Annotated in this window: 21 protein-coding genes; 6 read left to right on the top strand and 15 right to left on the bottom strand. The window is 69.4% G+C overall.

Annotated features, from left to right (window positions below; all coding sequences use genetic code 11):
* Window positions 1–139: 139 nt before the first annotated feature.
* The 13 genes from ABEB12_RS06750 to ABEB12_RS06810 all read right to left on the bottom strand — a co-directional run bounded on the left by ABEB12_RS06750 (window position 140) and on the right by ABEB12_RS06810 (window position 11353).
* The gene (locus ABEB12_RS06750) at window positions 140–1150 is read right to left on the bottom strand and encodes an acyl-CoA dehydrogenase family protein (RefSeq protein WP_185062893.1); all 1011 of its coding nucleotides are present in this window, start codon (window positions 1148–1150) and stop codon (window positions 140–142) included.
* Window positions 1151–1152: 2 nt separating this feature from the next.
* The gene (locus ABEB12_RS06755; RefSeq protein ID WP_185062894.1) at window positions 1153–1929 is read right to left on the bottom strand and encodes an enoyl-CoA hydratase-related protein; all 777 of its coding nucleotides are present in this window, start codon (window positions 1927–1929) and stop codon (window positions 1153–1155) included.
* Window positions 1926–2828, bottom strand: coding sequence for a 3-hydroxyacyl-CoA dehydrogenase NAD-binding domain-containing protein (locus ABEB12_RS06760; RefSeq protein WP_185062895.1), 903 nt, complete (start codon window positions 2826–2828; stop codon window positions 1926–1928). The genes ABEB12_RS06755 and ABEB12_RS06760 overlap by 4 nt, the downstream gene beginning before the upstream one ends.
* Before the next feature lie 11 nt (window positions 2829–2839).
* A complete protein-coding gene (locus ABEB12_RS06765; protein WP_185062896.1) occupies window positions 2840–3718 on the bottom strand; it encodes a 3-hydroxyacyl-CoA dehydrogenase NAD-binding domain-containing protein in 879 nt (292 codons plus the stop codon).
* A 28-nt stretch (window positions 3719–3746) separates the two neighbouring features.
* A complete protein-coding gene (locus ABEB12_RS06770) occupies window positions 3747–4505 on the bottom strand; it encodes a glucose 1-dehydrogenase (RefSeq protein WP_185062897.1) in 759 nt (252 codons plus the stop codon).
* Complete coding sequence (locus tag ABEB12_RS06775) at window positions 4502–5758, bottom strand: acyl-CoA dehydrogenase family protein (protein WP_345702619.1); 1257 nt, start codon at window positions 5756–5758, stop codon at window positions 4502–4504. Before ABEB12_RS06775 ends, ABEB12_RS06770 begins: the two co-directional genes overlap by 4 nt.
* Complete coding sequence (locus tag ABEB12_RS06780; protein WP_185062898.1) at window positions 5755–5892, bottom strand: hypothetical protein; 138 nt, start codon at window positions 5890–5892, stop codon at window positions 5755–5757. The genes ABEB12_RS06775 and ABEB12_RS06780 overlap by 4 nt, the downstream gene beginning before the upstream one ends.
* The gene (locus ABEB12_RS06785; RefSeq protein ID WP_185062899.1) at window positions 5889–7175 is read right to left on the bottom strand and encodes a CoA transferase; all 1287 of its coding nucleotides are present in this window, start codon (window positions 7173–7175) and stop codon (window positions 5889–5891) included. The genes ABEB12_RS06780 and ABEB12_RS06785 overlap by 4 nt, the downstream gene beginning before the upstream one ends.
* Window positions 7172–7993, bottom strand: a complete 822-nt coding sequence (locus ABEB12_RS06790; RefSeq protein WP_185062900.1) for a mycofactocin-coupled SDR family oxidoreductase — start codon at window positions 7991–7993, stop codon at window positions 7172–7174. The genes ABEB12_RS06785 and ABEB12_RS06790 overlap by 4 nt, the downstream gene beginning before the upstream one ends.
* Before the next feature lie 76 nt (window positions 7994–8069).
* The gene (locus tag ABEB12_RS06795; RefSeq protein WP_185062901.1) at window positions 8070–8933 is read right to left on the bottom strand and encodes a TIM barrel protein; all 864 of its coding nucleotides are present in this window, start codon (window positions 8931–8933) and stop codon (window positions 8070–8072) included.
* Between the two features lie 9 nt (window positions 8934–8942).
* A complete protein-coding gene (locus ABEB12_RS06800) occupies window positions 8943–9692 on the bottom strand; it encodes a glucose 1-dehydrogenase (RefSeq protein ID WP_185062902.1) in 750 nt (249 codons plus the stop codon).
* A 35-nt stretch (window positions 9693–9727) separates the two neighbouring features.
* Window positions 9728–10903, bottom strand: coding sequence for a cytochrome P450 (locus ABEB12_RS06805; protein WP_185062903.1), 1176 nt, complete (start codon window positions 10901–10903; stop codon window positions 9728–9730).
* Window positions 10904–10963: 60 nt separating this feature from the next.
* Window positions 10964–11353: a cytochrome P450 gene (locus tag ABEB12_RS06810; protein ID WP_185062904.1), complete on the bottom strand. Its 390-nt coding sequence runs from the start codon at window positions 11351–11353 to the stop codon at window positions 10964–10966.
* Window positions 11354–11529: 176 nt separating this feature from the next.
* Here ABEB12_RS06810 and ABEB12_RS06815 point away from each other — a divergent pair, with 176 nt between their 5' ends.
* The 5 genes from ABEB12_RS06815 to ABEB12_RS06835 all read left to right on the top strand — a co-directional run bounded on the left by ABEB12_RS06815 (window position 11530) and on the right by ABEB12_RS06835 (window position 15061).
* A complete protein-coding gene (locus tag ABEB12_RS06815) occupies window positions 11530–11691 on the top strand; it encodes a hypothetical protein (RefSeq protein WP_185062905.1) in 162 nt (53 codons plus the stop codon).
* 269 nt (window positions 11692–11960) lie between these two features.
* Window positions 11961–12791, top strand: coding sequence for an FCD domain-containing protein (locus ABEB12_RS06820; RefSeq protein WP_185062906.1), 831 nt, complete (start codon window positions 11961–11963; stop codon window positions 12789–12791).
* A complete protein-coding gene (locus ABEB12_RS06825) occupies window positions 12769–13071 on the top strand; it encodes a hypothetical protein (RefSeq protein WP_185062907.1) in 303 nt (100 codons plus the stop codon). The genes ABEB12_RS06820 and ABEB12_RS06825 overlap by 23 nt, the downstream gene beginning before the upstream one ends.
* Window positions 13072–13087: 16 nt before the next feature.
* A complete protein-coding gene (locus ABEB12_RS06830) occupies window positions 13088–14131 on the top strand; it encodes a WD40/YVTN/BNR-like repeat-containing protein (RefSeq protein ID WP_345702620.1) in 1044 nt (347 codons plus the stop codon).
* Between the two features lie 57 nt (window positions 14132–14188).
* Window positions 14189–15061 (top strand): phytanoyl-CoA dioxygenase family protein, encoded by an 873-nt coding sequence (locus ABEB12_RS06835; RefSeq protein WP_185062909.1) that lies wholly within the window; start codon window positions 14189–14191, stop codon window positions 15059–15061.
* A gap of 389 nt (window positions 15062–15450) precedes the next feature.
* Here the strand turns inward: ABEB12_RS06835 and ABEB12_RS06840 are convergent, their stop codons facing one another.
* Both ABEB12_RS06840 and pdhA read right to left on the bottom strand, forming a co-directional pair.
* The gene (locus tag ABEB12_RS06840) at window positions 15451–16425 is read right to left on the bottom strand and encodes a transketolase C-terminal domain-containing protein (protein ID WP_185062910.1); all 975 of its coding nucleotides are present in this window, start codon (window positions 16423–16425) and stop codon (window positions 15451–15453) included.
* 1 nt (window position 16426) lies between these two features.
* On the bottom strand, window positions 16427–17557 hold the full coding sequence (pdhA, locus tag ABEB12_RS06845) for a pyruvate dehydrogenase (acetyl-transferring) E1 component subunit alpha (protein WP_345702621.1): 1131 nt from the start codon (window positions 17555–17557) through the stop codon (window positions 16427–16429).
* Window positions 17558–17877: 320 nt separating this feature from the next.
* On the opposite strand from pdhA, the gene ABEB12_RS06850 reads away from it, so the two are divergent.
* Window positions 17878–18189 carry a hypothetical protein gene (locus ABEB12_RS06850; RefSeq protein ID WP_185062911.1) on the top strand — a complete coding sequence of 104 codons (312 nt, stop codon included), beginning with the start codon at window positions 17878–17880 and terminating at the stop codon, window positions 18187–18189.
* Window positions 18190–18274 lie beyond the last annotated feature (85 nt).

Below are 18274 nucleotides of genomic sequence, written 5' to 3' on the forward strand. Positions count from 1 at the left end.
CCTCCGGCGACCGAACTTAGCCAAGGCGAGTTCGTTCCGCACCCGTGGCCGCGGTCCGGCGGGTCGCGCTGGGGGTCCGCGCCGCCCGCGCGCCCGAGTCGATCGATAGTCCTCGGCCCCTCGACCACGGCCGGAATGATCAGATGGTTTGCCGCTCGCCCATGAGCACCGGCGCGGCGTGGTTCGCCGCGCGAAGCGACACAGCGTCTCGAAAGAGGCCGGCGGCTGGATACTCCTCGAGGTATCCGTAGCCACCGAAGCACTGCAGCGCCGCCCCGCTGGCCTCGACCGCGCGATCGAGCCCATCTCGCACCGCGGCCGCGGCGTCCTCGGCCGAACCAGGCGGACGCAGCGCGGCGCCGAGCAGGGTCACGGCGGGCCCGTGCAACGCCGAGAGCTGGGCGCGCATTGTCGGCAGGGCGGTCAGCGGTCCGCCGAACTGCACCCGTCCCTCGGCGTATCGGCGCGCATGCTCCGATGCGGCCTGCACGACCCCGGCGGCAACGGCGAGAACCCCCATACCCAACCTGGCCCGAACGATGTCGCCCCGGCCGGGGTCGTTGCCCGGCTCAAGGTCGTCGCCCGGCTCGAGGTCGTCGCCCGCGCCTTCGGGCAGCGTGGCCGCAACCGTGACCGCGCCGTCGAGCCCGGTTCGCCGCTGGGGCGGCCCGAACTCGACGAGCTCAGCGGGCACGAACCGGCATTCGCCACCACTGAGCACCACAAGGTCGCAGGCCGCTGCGCCGACATCGACCCGCTCCACCGAGATGCGGTCGTCAGCGAGCTCGACGACCGCCAGCGGCCGCCCTTCGAGCGCCGCGGTCGCGAGGACCGCACGCCGAGCACTCGGCGCGAGCGCGAGCGCGACCGCCGCGGCGTGCAGGTGCGCCATCGCCAGACCGAGAGCGGGCCAGTAGCTCGAAACGCGCGCGATAGCCAGCTGAGTGGTGGGAAAATCGGCGTCTCCCCCGCCGTCGGCGTCCGGCACGCCGAGCGCCCAGATCCCGCTTTCGGCCAGCGCCGACCGCGCCTGCGCCACACGGGGCTCCACCTGCGCCCCCCGGGGTTGCCAGCTCGCCGCGAGCTGGTCGATCAGCTCCAGTACCGCCCGTTGTTCGGCAACGGCGGTATCCCACGTCGCGCGGAACACGGTCAGGACCAGAACGTCGAGGTGTCGGGGGCCCGCCGCTCGGCGAACGATGCACTCGCCTCGTGCGCCTCCCGGCTCCCGAGATACAGGGTGAGCTGCTGGTCGTGCGCCATCCGGGCCTGGCCGGAAACACCGTTGTGCCGGGCGGAGAACGCGGCCTTGAGCGCCCCGAGGGCCAGCGGGCTCCGGGTCAGCAGCTCCGTCGCCACCTCCCGGGTCCGCTCCATCAGGCGCCCGGCCGGCACCACCTCGTTGACCAGCCCCATCGCCAGCGCCTGGGCAGCCGTGTACTTGCGATTGAGGTACCACATCTCCTTGGCTCGCTTGCGGCCGATCGTGTCCTCGAGATACCAGGTGCCGTAGCCGGCGTCGAAGCTACCCACCATGGGTCCCACCTGGCGGAACACCGCGTTCTCGGCGGCGATCGTCAGGTCGCACACGTTGTGCAGCACGTTCCCGCCGCCGACGGCGAACCCGTTGACCGCCGCGACGATCGGCTTGGCGATCGTGTCGATCGCCTGGTACACGTCGACAATCGGCAAGACGTTCGAGTAGTCGAGCCCCTCCATCTCGGCGTGCTCGCCCCCGATGCAGAAGAACTTCTCCCCCGCACCGGTCAGGATCGCCGCGCGTAGCGCGGGCTCCACCCGGAACCACTGGAGCGCGTCGACCAGCTCCAGGCAGGTCTGGTCACGGAGCTTGTTGCCGTTCTCCGGGCGGTTCAGGGTGATCGTCCGGATTCCGTCGAGGTCGTCGACGACGATGTCCTGGTAGCTCACGAAGTCATCTCCCCCGGGTTGTCGGCACTGACACGGCCCTCGAGACCCCCGCCGGCCCGGAACCCACGTCCGCTCTTGTTGCCGAGGTACCCGGCCGCCACCATCCGGGTCAGCAGCGGGGGTGGCGCGAACTGCGGGTCGAGCGTCTGCTCGTAGGCACTCCGGGTGGCGTGGTGGTGGGTGTCCAGCCCGATCACGTCGAGCAGCTTCATCGGGCCCATGCGGTAGCCGAGCCCCAGCTCCAGTGCGGTGTCGAGGTCCTCGGCGGTGGCCAGCTCGTCGTCGTAGGCCTGCACGACGTCGTTGAGGTAGGGCATCAACAGCTTGTTGATCAGGAAACCCGGACGGTCCTTGACCTCGACCGGTGTCTTGCCGATCGACCCACAGAACTCGATGAGCGCCCTGATCACATCGGGGTCGGTCTGCAGGGTGCGTACCACCTCGACGAGCTTCGTCAACGGCGCGGGATTGAAGAAATGCAGCCCGGCGAACCGGGTCGGGTCGGGCACGGACGCGGCGAGCGCGGTCACCGGGAGCGTCGAGGTGCTCGTGGCCAGCACGGCCTCCGACCCGACCGCCTCGGCCACGGCCGGCAAGAGCCGCGCCTTGACCTCGCGGTCCTCGACCACCGCCTCGATCACCAGCGACGAGCCCGCCAGGGCGGCGACGTCGGTCGTGCCGCTGATCCGGTCCAGAGTCGCGTCTCGGTCGGCGTCGGAGCGCCTTCCCCGCCGGATGCCGTCGGCGAGCAAGTCCGCCACCCGCCGCCGGCCCTCGGCGAGCCGTTCCTCGTCGATCTCCAGCACCTGCACCGTGCGCCCCGACTGAGCAACGACCTGCGCGATTCCCGCGCCCATCGTGCCGCACCCGAGCACCGCCACCCGCCCGAAGTCGGACATCACCAGCCTCCTCAGGCACCGAACAGTCGGTTGTCGTCATAGGTGTAGAACCCGCGGCCGGTCTTGCGCCCGAGATCACCGGCGGCGATCATCCGGTCCACCATCGGCGGCGGCGCGAACCGCGGATCCCGGAACTGCTCGTAGAGGCGCATGGCCACCTCCTTGTGAATGTCCATCCCCACCACGTCCAGCAGCCGGAAGGGGCCCATCGGGTGCCCCAGTCCGCTGGTCACCGCGAGGTCGATCGACTCGACGGTGCCCAGACCGGCCTCGAGCGCCCGGATGACGTTGTTCTCCCAGGGGATGAGGAACCGGTTGACGATGAAACCGGGTTGGTCCTTGGTCGTCACCGTCGTCTTGCCGAGCGTGGTGAGGAACTCGCGGGTCCGGTGGTAGGTGGCGTCGTCGGTGTAGCGCCCTCGCGCAACCTCCACCAGCTTCATCAGTGGCGCCGGGTTGCAGTAGTGGGTGCCGATCACCCGGTTCGGGCTCTTCGATCCGGCCGCGATGCCGGTCACCGGCAATGTCGAGGTGTTGGTGTGCAGCAGGGTGTCCGGGGAGACCACCGGGTCCAGGTCGGACCACAACCGCTGCTTGGCCGACAGGTTCTCGAAGATCGCCTCGATCACCACGTCGGCGGCGGACAGGTCCCGCAGGTCTGTCGTCCCGCTCAGATTGCCGATCGCGCTCGCCGACTGCTCGGGCGTCAGCTTGCCCTTCTCAGCGCTCTTGGTCAGGAAGCCGCGGGCGGTGTCCAGACCGCGGGCCAGGTTCGCCTCGTCGAGGTCGCGGATGATGGTCCGGTAACCGGCCTGGGCGGCGACCACCGCGATGCCGGAACCCATCGTGCCGGCGCCGATCACCGCAACCGTTCGGATGGGAGGGGTCACGTGGGTTCTCCTGCTCGGGTCTGAGCTTTCATGCGGTCTGCCCGCCGTCGACGACCACGACCGATCCGGTCATGAAGTCGGAGGCCGGCCCGGCGAGCTGGACCAGCCAGCTCCGAAGCTCCTCGGGGCGCGCCATGCGCCGCGCCGGCACACCCTTGAGGATTCGGCCGTAGATTTCGGGATCCGCCCTGGCCTCGGCGTTGAAGTCGGTCTCGACGTATCCGGGCGCCAGCGCGTTCACCTGGACGTTGTGCCGCGCCCACTCCAGTGCCAGCGAGCGGGTCAGGCCGACCACGGCCGCCTTCGACGACGAGTACGCGGTGTGCAGCGGAACGCCCTTGAGCGCGAAGTTCGACGCCACGTTGACGACCTTGCCGTGGCCCTGCGCAACGAGATGACGCCCGACGGCGCGAGTGGTGAGGAACGTGCCCCGGACATTGGTGGCGTGCACCGCGTCCCACTCCGCGGTGGACTGGTCCAGCAGGGCACGGGTCGCGAGGATGCCGGAGTTGTTCACCAGGATGTCGACGTGGCCGAAGAACTCGACGGTCCGCTCGGCGAGCCGGTCGACGGCCGCCTCGTCGGTGATGTCGGTGGGCACGACGAGTGCCCGGCGGCCCTCCGCCCGGACCTCCTTGGCGACCGCTTCGAGCTGGTCGGTACCGCGCGCGGCGAGCGCCACGTCCGCGCCCGCCTCGGCCAGCCCCAGTGCCAACGACCTGCCGACACCTCGGCCGGCCCCGGTGACCACCGCGACCTTTCCGGCCAGGACTCCGGCTGCGCTCACCGGCTCGCCTCCTTCATGCGTGTCGAGGTGTCCCGGCCGATGAGCATCCGCTGGATGTCGTTGGTGCCGTCGTAGATCTGGGTCACCTTGGCGTCCCGCAGGTAGCGTTCGACGCCCAGGTCAACCAGGTCCCCGGCCGCGCCCAGCAGTCGGACCGCCGCGGTCGCGACCGCGACGCCGGCGTCGGTGCACTGCTGTTTCATCATGCTGATCGCCGCTGTCGGCGGTCCCTCCGATCGATCGACCTGGGCGGCCGTGGTCAACAGCAGCAGCCGGGCCTGCAGCATCCGGCCACGCAACTCGGCCATCGGGGCCGCCAGGTCGGCGGGCAGCACCGGGCCGTGACGACGGGTGAGCTCGGCTAGGGCATGGGCGTAGGCGCCACGTGCAATGCCGACGCCCTGGGCGGCCGCGCTGATGCGGGACTTGACGACCGCGCTCATCACGATCCGCCAACCGCTGCCCTCCGCCCCGAGTCTGTTCGACGAGGGCACCCGGACGTCGTCGAAGAACAACTCGGCCGTGCTGGACCCGTGCATGCCCATCTTGACCAGCGGCTCGCCGTGGCCGAGCCCGACGCTGCCGCCCTCGACGACGAACGCGCTGACGCCGTCCCGCCGCGCGGTTCGGTCCGTCGTGGCGAAGCAGACGATCACTCCGGCTCGGTCGCCCGTGGTGATGAACGTTTTCGAGCCGTTGATCCGGTACTCCTCGCCGTCCCGCCGCGCCGTGGTCCGCAGGCTGGACACGTCACTGCCCGCGTTCGGTTCGGTGATCGCCAGTGACCCGTAGACCGATCCGTTCAGCAGCCCCGGAACGTAGCGCTCGGCGAGCTCGGCGTCGCCACCGATCAGAATCGGATAGGCGGCGTGGGTCTGGGTCATGTAGACGAGGCTGGTGGCCGGGCAGGCGGCGCAGACCTCCTCCATGGCCGCGGCGTAGGCGACGGTGCTGTCCGCCGAACCACCGAGTTCCTCAGGGAAGAGCAGCCCGGCCAGTCCGGCTTCCGCCAGGGCCTGGTAGCTGTCCCCCGCGAAGCTCTTCGTGCGGTCCAGCTCGCCCGCAACCGGCGCGACCCGTCGCGCGGCGACCCGTCGAACCTCGTCGCGCACCGACCGCTCCCGCCCGTCCAACAGCGCCTCGGTCACCGCCTCGTCGAGCGCGCGGTGCATCGCCAGGTAGGCATCGGGGTCACGGTCGATGAGCGAGGCGCCGGGACACCGCGGCGACGGGGCGGGCGACGGGGCCGTCACCACGCCGCGCCGTCCCGGTCCGGGAAGGTGGAGCGGCGCTTCTCCCGGAACGCTGCCACACCCTCGGCCGCGCCACCGGTTGCCACCGCCGGGACGACGGCATCGCCCTCGACCACGACAAGAGGCTCGGTCATGGTCGAACCGCCTTCTCGGCCGCCGCCGCGTCGTCGAGCAGCCGCTGGATCTCGTCGTCGCCGAACCCGAGCTCCTTCAACACCTCGAACGTGTGCTCGCCCAACTCGGGAACCGGTTCGTTGCGCGCCCTCGGCATGGAGGCGAGGCGGAACGGACTGCGCACACCGAACAGCTCGGTTGGAGCGGACGGCACCGGGAGCAGCGAGCCTCGGGCCTGCACCTGCGGATCCTGGGCCACCTCCCCGAGTGTCAGCACCCGGCTGCAGGGCACTCCGACCTCGGCGAACAGGGCCACCCAGTGTTCGGCCGACTCCGCCGAGAGCCGTGCCGAGATTCGGTCGACGAGCATGGGCCGGTGAGCCCTCCGCCCGGCGTTGTCGGCGAGCCGCTCGTCGTCGGCGAGATCGTCCAGACCGATCGCCCGGCAGAATCGCCGCCACAGCGAGTCGTTGCCGATCGCGATCACCAACGGCCGGTCCGCGGTGGGGAACGGCTGGTAGACCGCGAGGACCGAGTCGGTACCGCCGCTGGGTGCCGGCTCGGGCTCGCCGGCCAGGAAGGAGGCCAGCCGGGGCGCCATCAAGGCCAGGTCGGAGTCGAGCAGCGATACGTCGATCACCTCGCCGATCCCCGTGGCGCGTTGCCGGACCAGGGCCGCGCACACGGCCAGTCCGCCGCTCAGCCCGGTGACGATGTCGGACAGCGCCGTCGACACCCGCTGCGGCGCGCCGCCTCGCTCGCCGGTGACGCTCATCAGCCCCGAGCGGGCCTGGGCCACCAGGTCGTAACCCGGCAGCCCGCTGTCCGGACCGGTCAACCCGAACCCGGACATCGCGCAGTAGATGAGCCTCGGGTTGCGTGCCCGTACCACCTCCGGGCTCAGACCCAGGCGCTCCAGCTTGGCGGGGTTGAGGTTCTCCAGGAACACATCGGCCGAGTCGAGCATGCGGGCGAGCGCAAGGGAACCCCCGGGCGAGCGCAGGTCGAGCACCACGCTGCGCTTGTTGCGGTTCGCCGAAGCGAACCAGGGCGACACGTCCCCGACGAACGGCGGACCCCAGGCGCGGCAGTCGTCGCCGCCCGGCCGCTCCACCTTGATCACGTCCGCGCCGAGGTCGGCCAGGTACATGCCGGCCGACGGCCCGGCGAAGGAGGTGGTCGCGTCGATGACCCGGACCCCGTTGAGCGGACCTGCCTCGGGACCCGGTGACGGCGAGCCGTTGTGCCGGCCCTGCACGCGCCCGGCCGACGGCGGAGCGCCCGGCGCCGTCGCTCCGGTCATACCTCGCCGACCGACAACGAAACACCGGTGACGTATCTCGCCTCCTCGGATGCGAGATACAGCACGGCATTGCTGATGTCGATCGGGTCCACCCACGGAATCGGAAGGTTGTGGGTGGCCCGGCAGGCCTGGATGAAGTCGTCTTCGGTGGCATCGGGCCGGTCCGGGAAGAACAGCTGCTTCATGAAGTCGTTGCGCAGCATGGGCGTGTCGCAGTTCGTCGGGTTGACCGTGTTCACCCGGATCGAATGTTTGGCCAGCTCCACCGACAACGACTTCATCATGCCGACCACACCCGACTTCGCCGCCGAGTAGTGGACCAGGTTCGGCGACCCACTGGCGTAACCGACCCGGGAGCTGGTCAGGATGATCGACCCACCGTTGCCGGCGATCAGGTGCGGGATCGTGGCGCGGCAGGTCCACCACACCCCGGTGAGGTTGACGCTGATCATCTCCAGCCAGGTCTGCTCGGACATCTGGTCGGCGGCCGCCGCCGAGAAGATGCCCGCGTTGGCGACCACGACGTCGAGCCGACCGAGCTCGGCGACACCGTTCTCCACGGCGCCGGAGACCTCGTCGAGGCTGCGGACGTCCGCGGTGGTGAGCACCGCGCGGCGATCGAGCTCCTCGATCTGTCGGCGGGTCTCCGCAAGGTCGTCCTTGGTCGCACCGGGATACGGGACGGTGTCGACGGAGTCGCACAGGTCTATGCCGATGATGTCGGCACCCTCCTGGGCCAACCGGACGGCGTGACTGCGCCCCTGGCCCCGCGCCACTCCGGTGACGAACGCGACCTTGCCTTCCACCCGGCCCGTCATCCCAGCGCCTCCCGAACGATCTGCAATTTCTGCAAAATGTCTGCTAATAGACATTACAAGGAGGAAATCGAGCCCGTCAAGGACGGCCGCCGGTCGCGTGCCGCACCATCGCCCGAGTCGCATCCGCGCAGGCGGTCGCCGCCTCCAGGGGTGGCATCGCCACGAGGCGGTCGTTGAAGATCTCCGGGCCGATCGGCGGCAGCGGCCCCTTGGCGGCGATCCGGCGCAGGAAGTCCTCGACCGGCAGCTCCCCCTCGCCCGGAAGTTCCCGATGGTGCAGCGAGTCGTAGAACCTGTCCCGCACCGGCTCCGTCGCCCCGTCCACGAGTTGGATCTGGAAGATGCGTTCGTGCGGCACGGCGTCCACGTCGGCCGGCACGCCGCCGGCTCTGCTGATGTTGTAGGTGTCCAGGACCAGACCCAGGGTCGGCCGGCCCACGGCGGCGAGCAGCTCGACGGCCAGCGCCACCGTGCTGACGTGTGAGCCGTTGCTGATCTCCAGGTGCGGCCGGATCCCCAGCGCCGCCGCGCGGTCGGTGAAGGACCCGAGTGCGTCCACGACCCTGGCCAACGGCGCGGGCTCGCCCCAGAACGGTGCCCCCAGCGAAACGAACTCGGCCCCCAGTTCGCTCGCGTAGCGCAGCAGGTCGGACTCGCTCGCCCGCAGCAGCTCGGCGGCGGCGCCCGCGACAGCCTCCGGGTCGTGGCCCGGATACCAGCCGAGATACACGTCCACGCAGTTGACCCGCGCCTCGCGGGCGGTCAGCTCGCGGTGCACCGCCGCCAACGAGCCCCAGTGCGCCTCGGCCTCGGCCACGTCGGTCACGAACGCGGTCATGGCGTCGAAGCCGGCCGGACGCAGACACTCCGCCCGGGTGAGCAGGTCGTGGTTGTGCAGACAGGCGCCCCACATCACGAGCGCGCCCTCAGATGTGCCCACCGGTCGGCGCTACTTCTGCAGGTAGGCCATGTCGGCCTCCAGGACCGTGCCCGAGACGTAGGAGGCCTGGTCGGAGAGCAACCAGGCAATGGCTTCCGCCTGCTCGGATGGCTCGGACATCCGGCCACAGGGCATCAGCGCGGCGTAGGCGCGCTGCGTTTCCTCGGGATACGCCTTGAGGAGGCTCGTGGCCGTGGTCCCGGGAGCCAACGCGTTGACCCGAATGTTGTCCCGGATGTAGTCGATCGCCGCGTTGCGCGTCAGGCCGACCACACCGTGCTTGCTCGCCACGTATGCGGTCAGGCCCGGGGGACCGGCCTTCAACCCGGCACCGGAAGCCACGTTGACGATGGACCCGCCGCCGTTGGCGAGGAAGTGCCTGGCCTCCGCCCGCAGGCACAGCCAGCAGCCGCGCAGGTTGACGTTCATGACCCGGTCCCACACCTGCGCGGTCATCTCGTGCGTGCGCTGCTCGGGTTGCGAGATCCCGGCGTTGTTCACGGCCAGATGCAGTCCGCCGAACTCGGCCACCGTGAAATCCACCATGGCCTCGACCTGGGCCTCGTCGGCCACGTCCACCCCGATGAACGCGGCCCGGCCGCCGTCGCCGCGGATCGCGGTGGCGACCTTCTCCGCCAGTGCCTCGTCCAGGTCCGCGATCACCACGGCGGCACCCCTTGCCGCGAGCAGCGTCGCCGTGGCCTCGCCGATCCCGGTGGCGGCCCCGGTGACCAGGGCAACCTTTCCGTCGAAGTTCATGCTCAACGGTCCTCTCAATGCACGATGGGATCGACTCAACGCAGCTCGAAGGTCAGTGGTAGCGCTTCCGGCCGGCACACCACACCGGTTGTGTAAGGCACATCGAGCTCAGGGTCCCGCAGCCGGAACCCGGTGGCCCGCCGGGTCAACTCCTCCAGCCCGATGCCGATGAGGAACTCGGCGAACGGCGCCCCCAGGCAACGGTGCACCCCGAAGCTGAACGCCATGTGCTGGCCGCTGTTCGGCCGGGCGAAGTCGAGCGTGTCCGCCTGGGGGAACTGAGCCTCGTCACGATCAACCGAGGCGTAGTGCACGAGCACGGTGTCCCCCGCCCGCAGGGCCACGCCGCCGATCTCGGTGTCCCGGGTGACAGTCCTGATCAGCCCGGTCACCGGGCTGACGAAACGCAGGAACTCGGCGAGGTGCCCGGACGCCCAGTCCGGGCCCTGGATCCGCGTCTCCAGCTCGGGGTGCCGTACGACCTGGTGCATGATCAGCGCCATGGTGGCGTAGTTGGTCTCGAAGCCGGCCGCCACCGCCGAGAAGATCATCCCTACCTTCTCGTCCTCGGTGAGCGGCCGCCCGTCCACCGAGCCGAGCTCCACCGCGCCGATCATGTCGTTGATCTCCACGCCGGAGCTCCTACGCCTGGCGAGCAGCTGCCGCACCAGCCCCATCAGCTGGGCGTAGGCGTCCTGCGTGCTCTCCTGCACGATGCGGTCGGCGCCCGCCACGAACAGGTCGATGTCCTCGGCGCCGCTGGACCGCAGGAAGACCGCAAAGAGCGCGGCGTAGGCCAGCTTGGCCGCGTAGTCCTTGACGAACTCGACCTCGCCGGTGGATAGCCACGGCTCCATGAGCTGTTGGGCCAGCTTGCGCAGCTCGGGCTCATGGGCCCGGATGGCCTGCTGGGTGAAGTAGGGGCGCAGGATGTCCCGATACTGCTTGTGCAACGGCGGGTCGGCGGCGGCCGGCAGCGGGCGCGGCTCGCCGACCCCGTGGACGGTGACGCCGTTGCGGTTGGAGAAAGCGGCAGTGTCGAAGAGGATCCTCTTGGCGTCGGCGTAGCGCGACACCACCCAGTACCCCGGCTCGGCAGTGGTGTGGAAGACCGGGCACTCCCGCCGTGCATGAGCGAGCACCTCGTGCATCACCTGCACGTGAGCCGGGTCGTACTGGTCGAAGGAGCTCAGCAGTTCACTCGGTTCCACGGATTCGGCCTTCCTCGGCGCGCTCGGGTCGGCGGTACACGGATCGCTCCCCCGGGGAGGTCAGGGATCCCACCGGATCGGGAGCTTGCTGAACCCGCTGACCAGCAGAGCCTGGGTGCGCGTCGGTTCCTCGTCCGGGTCCAGCCGCAGTCCGGGCAGCCCGGCCAACAGCGCGGAGATCCCGATTCGCAGCTCCGCTCTGGCCAGGGCCGCACCGATGCAGGTGTGAATGCCGACCCCGAAGGACAGGTGCCGGCGCAGCTCGCTCCGTTCGCGTTCGATGTCGAACTCGTCCGGCCGCTCGAACTGCTCGGCATCCCGACCGGCCGACGCGAGCATCAGCCGAACCTTGGCCCCCTTCGGGACCGGCACGCCGCCGATCTCGGTGTCGTGCCGCGCGGTCCGACAGATGCCCTCCAGAGGAGAGGCGAACCGCAGGGTCTCCTCCACCGCGCAGTCGATCAGGCCGCTCCTCGCCGACGCCGATCATTCGGGCGACCACTCGGATCGTCATCGGAGCCGCGAAGTCGGCGACCAGGTCGGCGTGGCCCCTCGGGCGGATCCGGTCGACCAACTCGTCCCCGAGCTTCTGGATGTCGGGTTCGTAGCGCTGCACCATGCGCGGGGTGAAGGCCTTGTTGGCGATGCTTCGCTGGCGGCGGTGGGCCGGCTCGTCCGCGATCAGCAGCATTCCGTCGTCGCTGATCTGGCGCATCCGCTCCGGCCCAGGGCCTTCCTTGTTCGAGAAGGTGCCCGGCGACTGCATCACGTGGGCGATGTCCGCGTAGCGGAACACCGACCAGAACTCCTCGGTCGCCTCGGCGACCCACGGATTTCCGCTGATCTTGCGTGCGCGCGCCTCGTCGAGCACGTGGTGGTGCACCGGACACGAGCGCCGCAGTTCGTCGAAGTACCGGTGCGGGTCCGGCTTGACCTCACCGTCGTACGGGTTGTACTCGATCATCAACACCTCCATGCGGAAGATGCCCCGACCGCGGAGCCTATGGCATAATGTCCTACAGTTACAGTCCTGGCCGGAATTGATCGGGGGACCACGATGTCGACAGCGGGGACGGGCGAGGCCCGTTCTTCACCGCGAGTGATAGGTGAGAAGGTCCTTCGCCCGCGCGCCCAGGTCGAGGAGAAGGTCCGCTCGATGATCTTCTCCGGCGAGCTGCGGGGCGGCGAGAAGCTACCGCCGGAAGGCGAGTTGGCCCGCCAGTTCGGCGTCAGTCGCACGACGGTGCGCGAGGCGCTGAGGTCCCTGGCCACGGAGGGTCTGATCTCGAAGACGCCCGGCATCAAGGGCGGGAGCTTCGTCCAGCAGGTCGACTACCAGTCCCTCGGAACTCTCTTGCGGGACTCTCTTCACCACCGTCTGCAACTCGGCTGCCTGCGACCCGACGAGCTGGCGATGGTCCGCCAGTACCTGGAGGTGCCGGCGGCCCGGCTGGCCGCCGAGCATCGCTCCGCGACCGATCTCTCCACGCTTCGCCAGATCGTGGCACGTCAGAAGACGATCTCGGTGGACGACCCCGAGGTGCCGGACCTCGACTCCCGGTTCCACCGGACCATCGCGGCCGCCTCCGGCAACCGCGTGCTGGCGGCGTTCGTTCATGCCCTGCACAGCGAGACCGAGCCCCTGCACTATCTGGACCTGTCCCCCGATGTCGGACGAGAGACGGTTCGGCAGCACCAGAAGATCGTGAAGACGATCGCCGCCGAGGACGCTGACGCGGCCGAGGCGGCGGTCGTGGAGCATCTGAGCTATCTACGGGCGCATTTGCTCCCGACCGACGCGAACGACGGCCGCGCTCAGGTACCGCTGCCGCTGGCTGACCTCCCGACCGGCGACAGGAGGCTTGGTGGCCACAGTTCAACTGCGTAGATATCGCATCGCGGACGGACAGCTCGATGCGTTCATGTCCTGGTTCCCCAGGGCCGTCCGCACACGTGAACCCTACGGATTCTTCGTCGAGTTCGCCTACGTCGACCGGGTTGCCGGCGAGTTCATCTGGGCGGTCGGCCACCCGGGCGACTCCGACGCCTTCGACGACGCCGAAGCGAGGTGGCGAGTCGACCCGGAACGCACGACGGTGTTCGGCGAGCAGCCCGACTGCGTCCTCCACCACCGGATAGCCAAGGTCGAGCCGGTGCGACCCTCCTGACCGATTGGAGCGCGTGATGTCGGGCAGCTACACAGTGTGTCTGGGAACCCAGAACGAGGGCGTGTGGGTCAGCCACGACGGCGGCTCCGAGTGGCTCCGCAGCCGGTTGGACCTTCCGCCGTACGCCAGGGCCGGCGAGGTCGACGTACGGGCGGTGGCGGTGTCGCCGCACAACCCGCGCCAGGTCTGGGCGGGCTCCACCGGTGAGCCGGGACGGGCCGTCCTGCTTCGCAGTGACGACTGCGGCAGGTCGTTCGAGAACGTTCCGGCCCCGCTCGACGGCAGCGAGATCTGGTCGATCGCGCTCAGCCCGCACGACGCGTCGGTCATCCTGGTCGGGCTACGACCGGCCGGAGTCCTGAGGTCCACCGACGGCGGCCAGAGCTGGAAGGAGCTCGCGCTCGGTGCGGCACAGCTCTGCAACGCCGGCTCCTCCCGCACCACCGACGTCGCCATCGACCCCGACCACGCGGACGAGATCTGGGCGAGCGTCGAGATCGACGGCGTGTTCCACAGCGACGACGGCGGGGACAACTGGGCGCGCATCGTGCTCAACAACGGCCAGTCCCTGCTGGGCCCCACCGAGGTGTGGCGCGACGACCGGCACGAGGACATCCACGGCGTGGAGGTCGGCGGAGGCGCGGTGTGCGCCTCGACCCCCATCGGGTTCTTCCGCAGCACCGACCAGGGCCGGACCTGGTCACCGTCACGCTTCCCGGAGCCCGTCCCCGGGGCCGGGCAGATCTGGTACACCCGAGGCCTGCTCACCAAGACCGACGATCCTGACACGATCTTGGCGGGCGTCGGCGACTACATCCCTGGAGCCCGCGGCGTCATCCAGCGCAGCACGGACGGCGGCCGGAGCTGGGCGCCGGTCAGCCAGGTCACGAACTCGGTCGTCTACGCGATCGCGGGTCACCGTGACATCCCCGAGACGATGGCTGCCTGCAGCATCTTCGGACAGGTCCTGACCAGCACCGACGGTGGCGCGACGTGGTCGAGGACCGCCCGCGACTTCGGCGAGACCCGAGCGATCGCGATCAGCCCCGCGAGCGGGTGAGCCTCGAGAGGTCGTGTCCGCCGCGCGCACGGACCCACCCAGCAAAGGAGATCACTGGTGAGACCGACACTCCAATCGACCCCACTGGTCCGGGAGATCACTGACCCGGAGGTCGAGGCCTACCGTCGGGACGGGTGGGCCTGCCTGCGCGGGCTGATCTCCCCGGAGCTCGCCGGCCAGCTGCTCGAACAGGCCAAGCAGGTCATGGGGCCTGAGGGCAAGGACCATACGTTGCGCCCGGGCATCGATCCCCAGCTGGAGTGGTCGACCCAGTACCACTACCCCGCCTTCGAAGGAATGCCGTTGTTCGGCGAGCTGGGGCGGTCGGAGGAGATCGGCAGGGCAGCACAGCGCCTCATAGGCCGGCGCGTCGGCGTCCGCTACTACCGGGACCTCATCGCCTGTCGCCAGCCCGCGGCCAGCGGCGGCGCCGGTTCACGGCCGACCCCGCCGCACCAGGACTACCCCTCCCGCATCTTCGACCGCATGGGCTACGTCAACTTTTGGATCGCGCTCAACGAGGTGCCCCCGGAACGCGGGAGCATGCAGTTCCTGACCGGCTCGCACCAGGAGGGGCCGCTCGGTTGGGACAGCAAGGACCGGCCGGCGGCCGAGCAACTCCAGCTCCTGGACGTCTATCCCGAGCTGCTCGAGCGGCACGAATGGTCCGAGCCGCTGCACCTACGGCCGGGTGACGCGACATGCCACAGCATGCTCACCGTGCATCGCGCCGGCGCGAACACGACGGGCGAACAACGCTGGTCCTACATCACGATGTATCTGCCGGAGGACGTCCGCTACGTCGGCAATCACGACGTCGCCAACCTCATCGTCGGCAACCCGTTCCACGTGACCGGCGACCGGAAGGGGATCGAGCCCGGGTCGACGTTCGATCACCCCCATTTCCCGCTGGTCGTTCCGGGCTTCTGAGCAACCAGGCGGCTCGGTGGCGGTGCCGAACCAGGCCACCGGGTATCCGCCTCGCCCCATCAGTGGCGACGGTCCACCAGTGACGAAATTGTCTGATATTTGAGGAGCGAGGATCGGCGGCCGGATGAGCCGAGGCCCCCGGGCACCGCCGCACCGGTGAAGACGACACTGCCGGCGGTTCGGTAAGACCGGCCAAGATCGCGGCCCGATCGGTGCCCGCCCGCGCGGCGCGTCCGCTCGGGTCGACCACGTCCGATCGGGCATCGGGCCGGTACGCGACACGACCTCGACGAACCCGGGAAGCGTCTCGGAAACCTCCGAAGGGCATTTCAGGTAATGGCGATACCGCGGTTCACGGCCCGAGCGGAGCGAGCCGCCAGACAAGGTCGTTAATACTTCAACGACTGCTCGACCCGATCCAAAATGCGCTCGACGTCGGGCAGCCAGAATTTCTCGAGCTTCGGCGGCGGATAAGGCGTATCGTATCCCGTCGCGCGCAATACGGGCGCCTCCAGATGATAAAACGCTGCCTCGGTCACTCGGGCAGCGATTTCCGCGCCCAGACCAACGCTCCGTGACGCCTCGTGCGCAACAATTCCGCGGCCGGTTTTCCTGATGCTGTCCACAATCGTTTCCTCGTCCAACGGACTGAGCGAACGCAGGTCGATCACCTCGACACTCCAGCCGTGCTCGGCCGCGGCCTCGGCGGCATCGATCGCGGTGCGGACCATGGGTCCGTAGCAGATGAGCGTCACGTCGTCGCCGGTTCTGCGCACCACGGCCTTGTCCATCGGCGCCGTGGTGAGGGGCAGCTCGATGTCCTCCTTGAGGTAGTAGCGCCGCTTGGGCTCCAGGAAGATCACCGGGTCGTCGCAGCGGATGGCCTGGCGCAGCAGCGAGTATGCGTCCGACGGTGTTCCCGGTGTGACCACCCTGAGTCCCGGAGTGTGCGCCCAGTAGGCCTCAGGGCTCTCCCCGTGCTGCTCGATCGCGCCGATGCCGCCGCCGTACGGGATCCGGACGGTGACCGGGAGCCGGATCCGGCCCCGAGTACGGTTGCGGTACTTGGCCAGGTGGGTGACCACCTGCTCGAACGCCGGATGTGCGAAACCGTCGAACTGGATCTCCGGCACCGGTCGGTAGCCGTAGAGCGCGAAGCCGATGGACGATCCGACGATCCCGGACTCGGCGAGCGGGGTGTCGAAGCACCGGTCGGTGCCGAACCGTGCCTGCAGCGCATCGGTGACCCGGAACACCCCGCCGAGGGCACCGACGTCCTCGCCGAACACCAGCACGGAGTCGTCGTCGAGCATCTCGTCGGCCAACGCCCGGTTCAGCGCCCCCACCATGGTCACCGCTGCCATCTCAGGCCTCCCCGCCGGCGAGCTCACGGCGCATCATCTCTCGCTGAGCCTGCAGAAGACTGGGCCGCTCGACGTAGACATGGTCGAAGAGCTCAAGCGGATCACCGGCCGGAGCGTCGTAGATTCCCGCCCTCAGCTCGGCCGCGAGCGCGTCGGCCTGCCGGTTCACCTCGCCGTCCATCGCGGCGTCCCACAGGCCGCGCGCGTCGAGAAGACGACGGAACCGCGTCAACGGATCCAGCTCGGCCCACGCCTCGATCTCGCCCGGCGGCCGGTAGCGGCCGGGATCGTCCGAGCCGGAGTGAGCTTCCATGCGATACGTCAGGGCCTCGATCAACGTCGGGCCCTCCCCCCGGCGCGCGCGGTCGACGGCCCACCTGGTCACCGCGTAGCACGCCAGGACGTCGTTGCCGTCCACCCGGATGCCCGGCATGCCGTAACCGATCGCTCGGTGCGCGATGCTCGGTCCGGCCAGTTGGTCACGCACCGGCACCGAGATCGCCCAGCCGTTGTTCTGGCAGAAGAACACGCACGGCGCCCGGCGAACCGAGGCGAGGTTCATCGCCTCGTGCGCATCGCCCTCCGACGTCGCGCCGTCTCCGAAGTACGCGATGACCACGAGGTCGTCGCCTGCCAGCCGGGCCGCGCTGGCCAGGCCCGCCGCGTGCGGCAGATGGGTGGCGATGGACACGGTCTGCGGCGCGAAGCGGTACTCGAGCGGGTCGTGGGCACATACCCACGTGCCCCGGTTGTGGTGGAGCTGTTGGACGGGATCCACGCCCCTCACGCGCGCGGCCCCGTGCTCACGGTACGAGGGGAAGATCCAGTCGCGCTCGGTGAGCGCGTACGCACTCCCCACCTGCGCCGCCTCCTGCCCCAGCGACGACGTGTAGACGGCCAGCTGGCCCTGGCGGCCGAGTTTGAGTGCCTCGTCGTCCACCTTTCTGGTGATCACCATGAAGCGGTACAGCGCACGCAGGCCGTCGTCTTCGAGGTCGAGGGCGTACCGCGGGTTCTCCCGAACTCGCCCCTGGGCGTCGAGCAGCCGCACAGGCTCCTCGGAGGGCAGCAGATCCTCCCGCCGGGGCGCAAACCAGCGGTCGTCCTCGACATGTTCCCCTACGCTGGTCACCGGTCATCTCTCCGTTCCCCTGCCCAGGGGTAGACGAGGCATCCCGCTCGTTCGGCGCGCTCGGGCCGATAGATGCGAGGCGGCAGTACCAGTCTGAATTAGACCACACCACATTGGCTCTTGCCCCCGGAAGTTCGACCTTTTCAGCACGAACACTCTCCTACCGACGACGACCCCGAGAATGAGCGTCGAGAACGCGACTTGACTAATTGCGGAAGTGAGCCGCAGCCTGGACGCCGTCGGCTCCCGTCACCGTTCAGAGCTCGAACGCGCTAACCAGATTGTCACAATGGAAAGGCCACACGACAATGTCTGTACCCATGACCTCGCGCCGGACACGCGGCGACGCGGCGCGACGGTCGCGCTCCCTCCTGCTGACGGTCGAGGACTTCGCCGGGGTCGAGCGCGTGACGAGTCTCCTTCGCGGTCGTCGCTACGACGTTCGCGGGCTTCGGGCAAGCGTCCTCGACGACGGCGGCTGGGCGGTCGAACTCGACGTTCCGGCCGACGAACACGGCCTGTGGCGGCTGTACGAGCGGCTCCAACGCTTGCCGGCGGTGATCGAGGTACACCTCGGGCCGGGCTTGAGAGGACAATTGGCGGACAAAAGCACCACTGACCCGGAAGGATGACGGTCCCGGGTCCTCGGCTCACCGGCAGGGAGGACCCGCCGTGGATCCTGGCCGCCGCCACCCCCGGGGCCGGGGCCTACTGATT

This window comes from Actinospineispora eucalypti (genome assembly GCF_039543365.1).
Classification (GTDB): Bacteria; Actinomycetota; Actinomycetes; order Mycobacteriales; family Pseudonocardiaceae; genus Pseudonocardia; species Pseudonocardia eucalypti.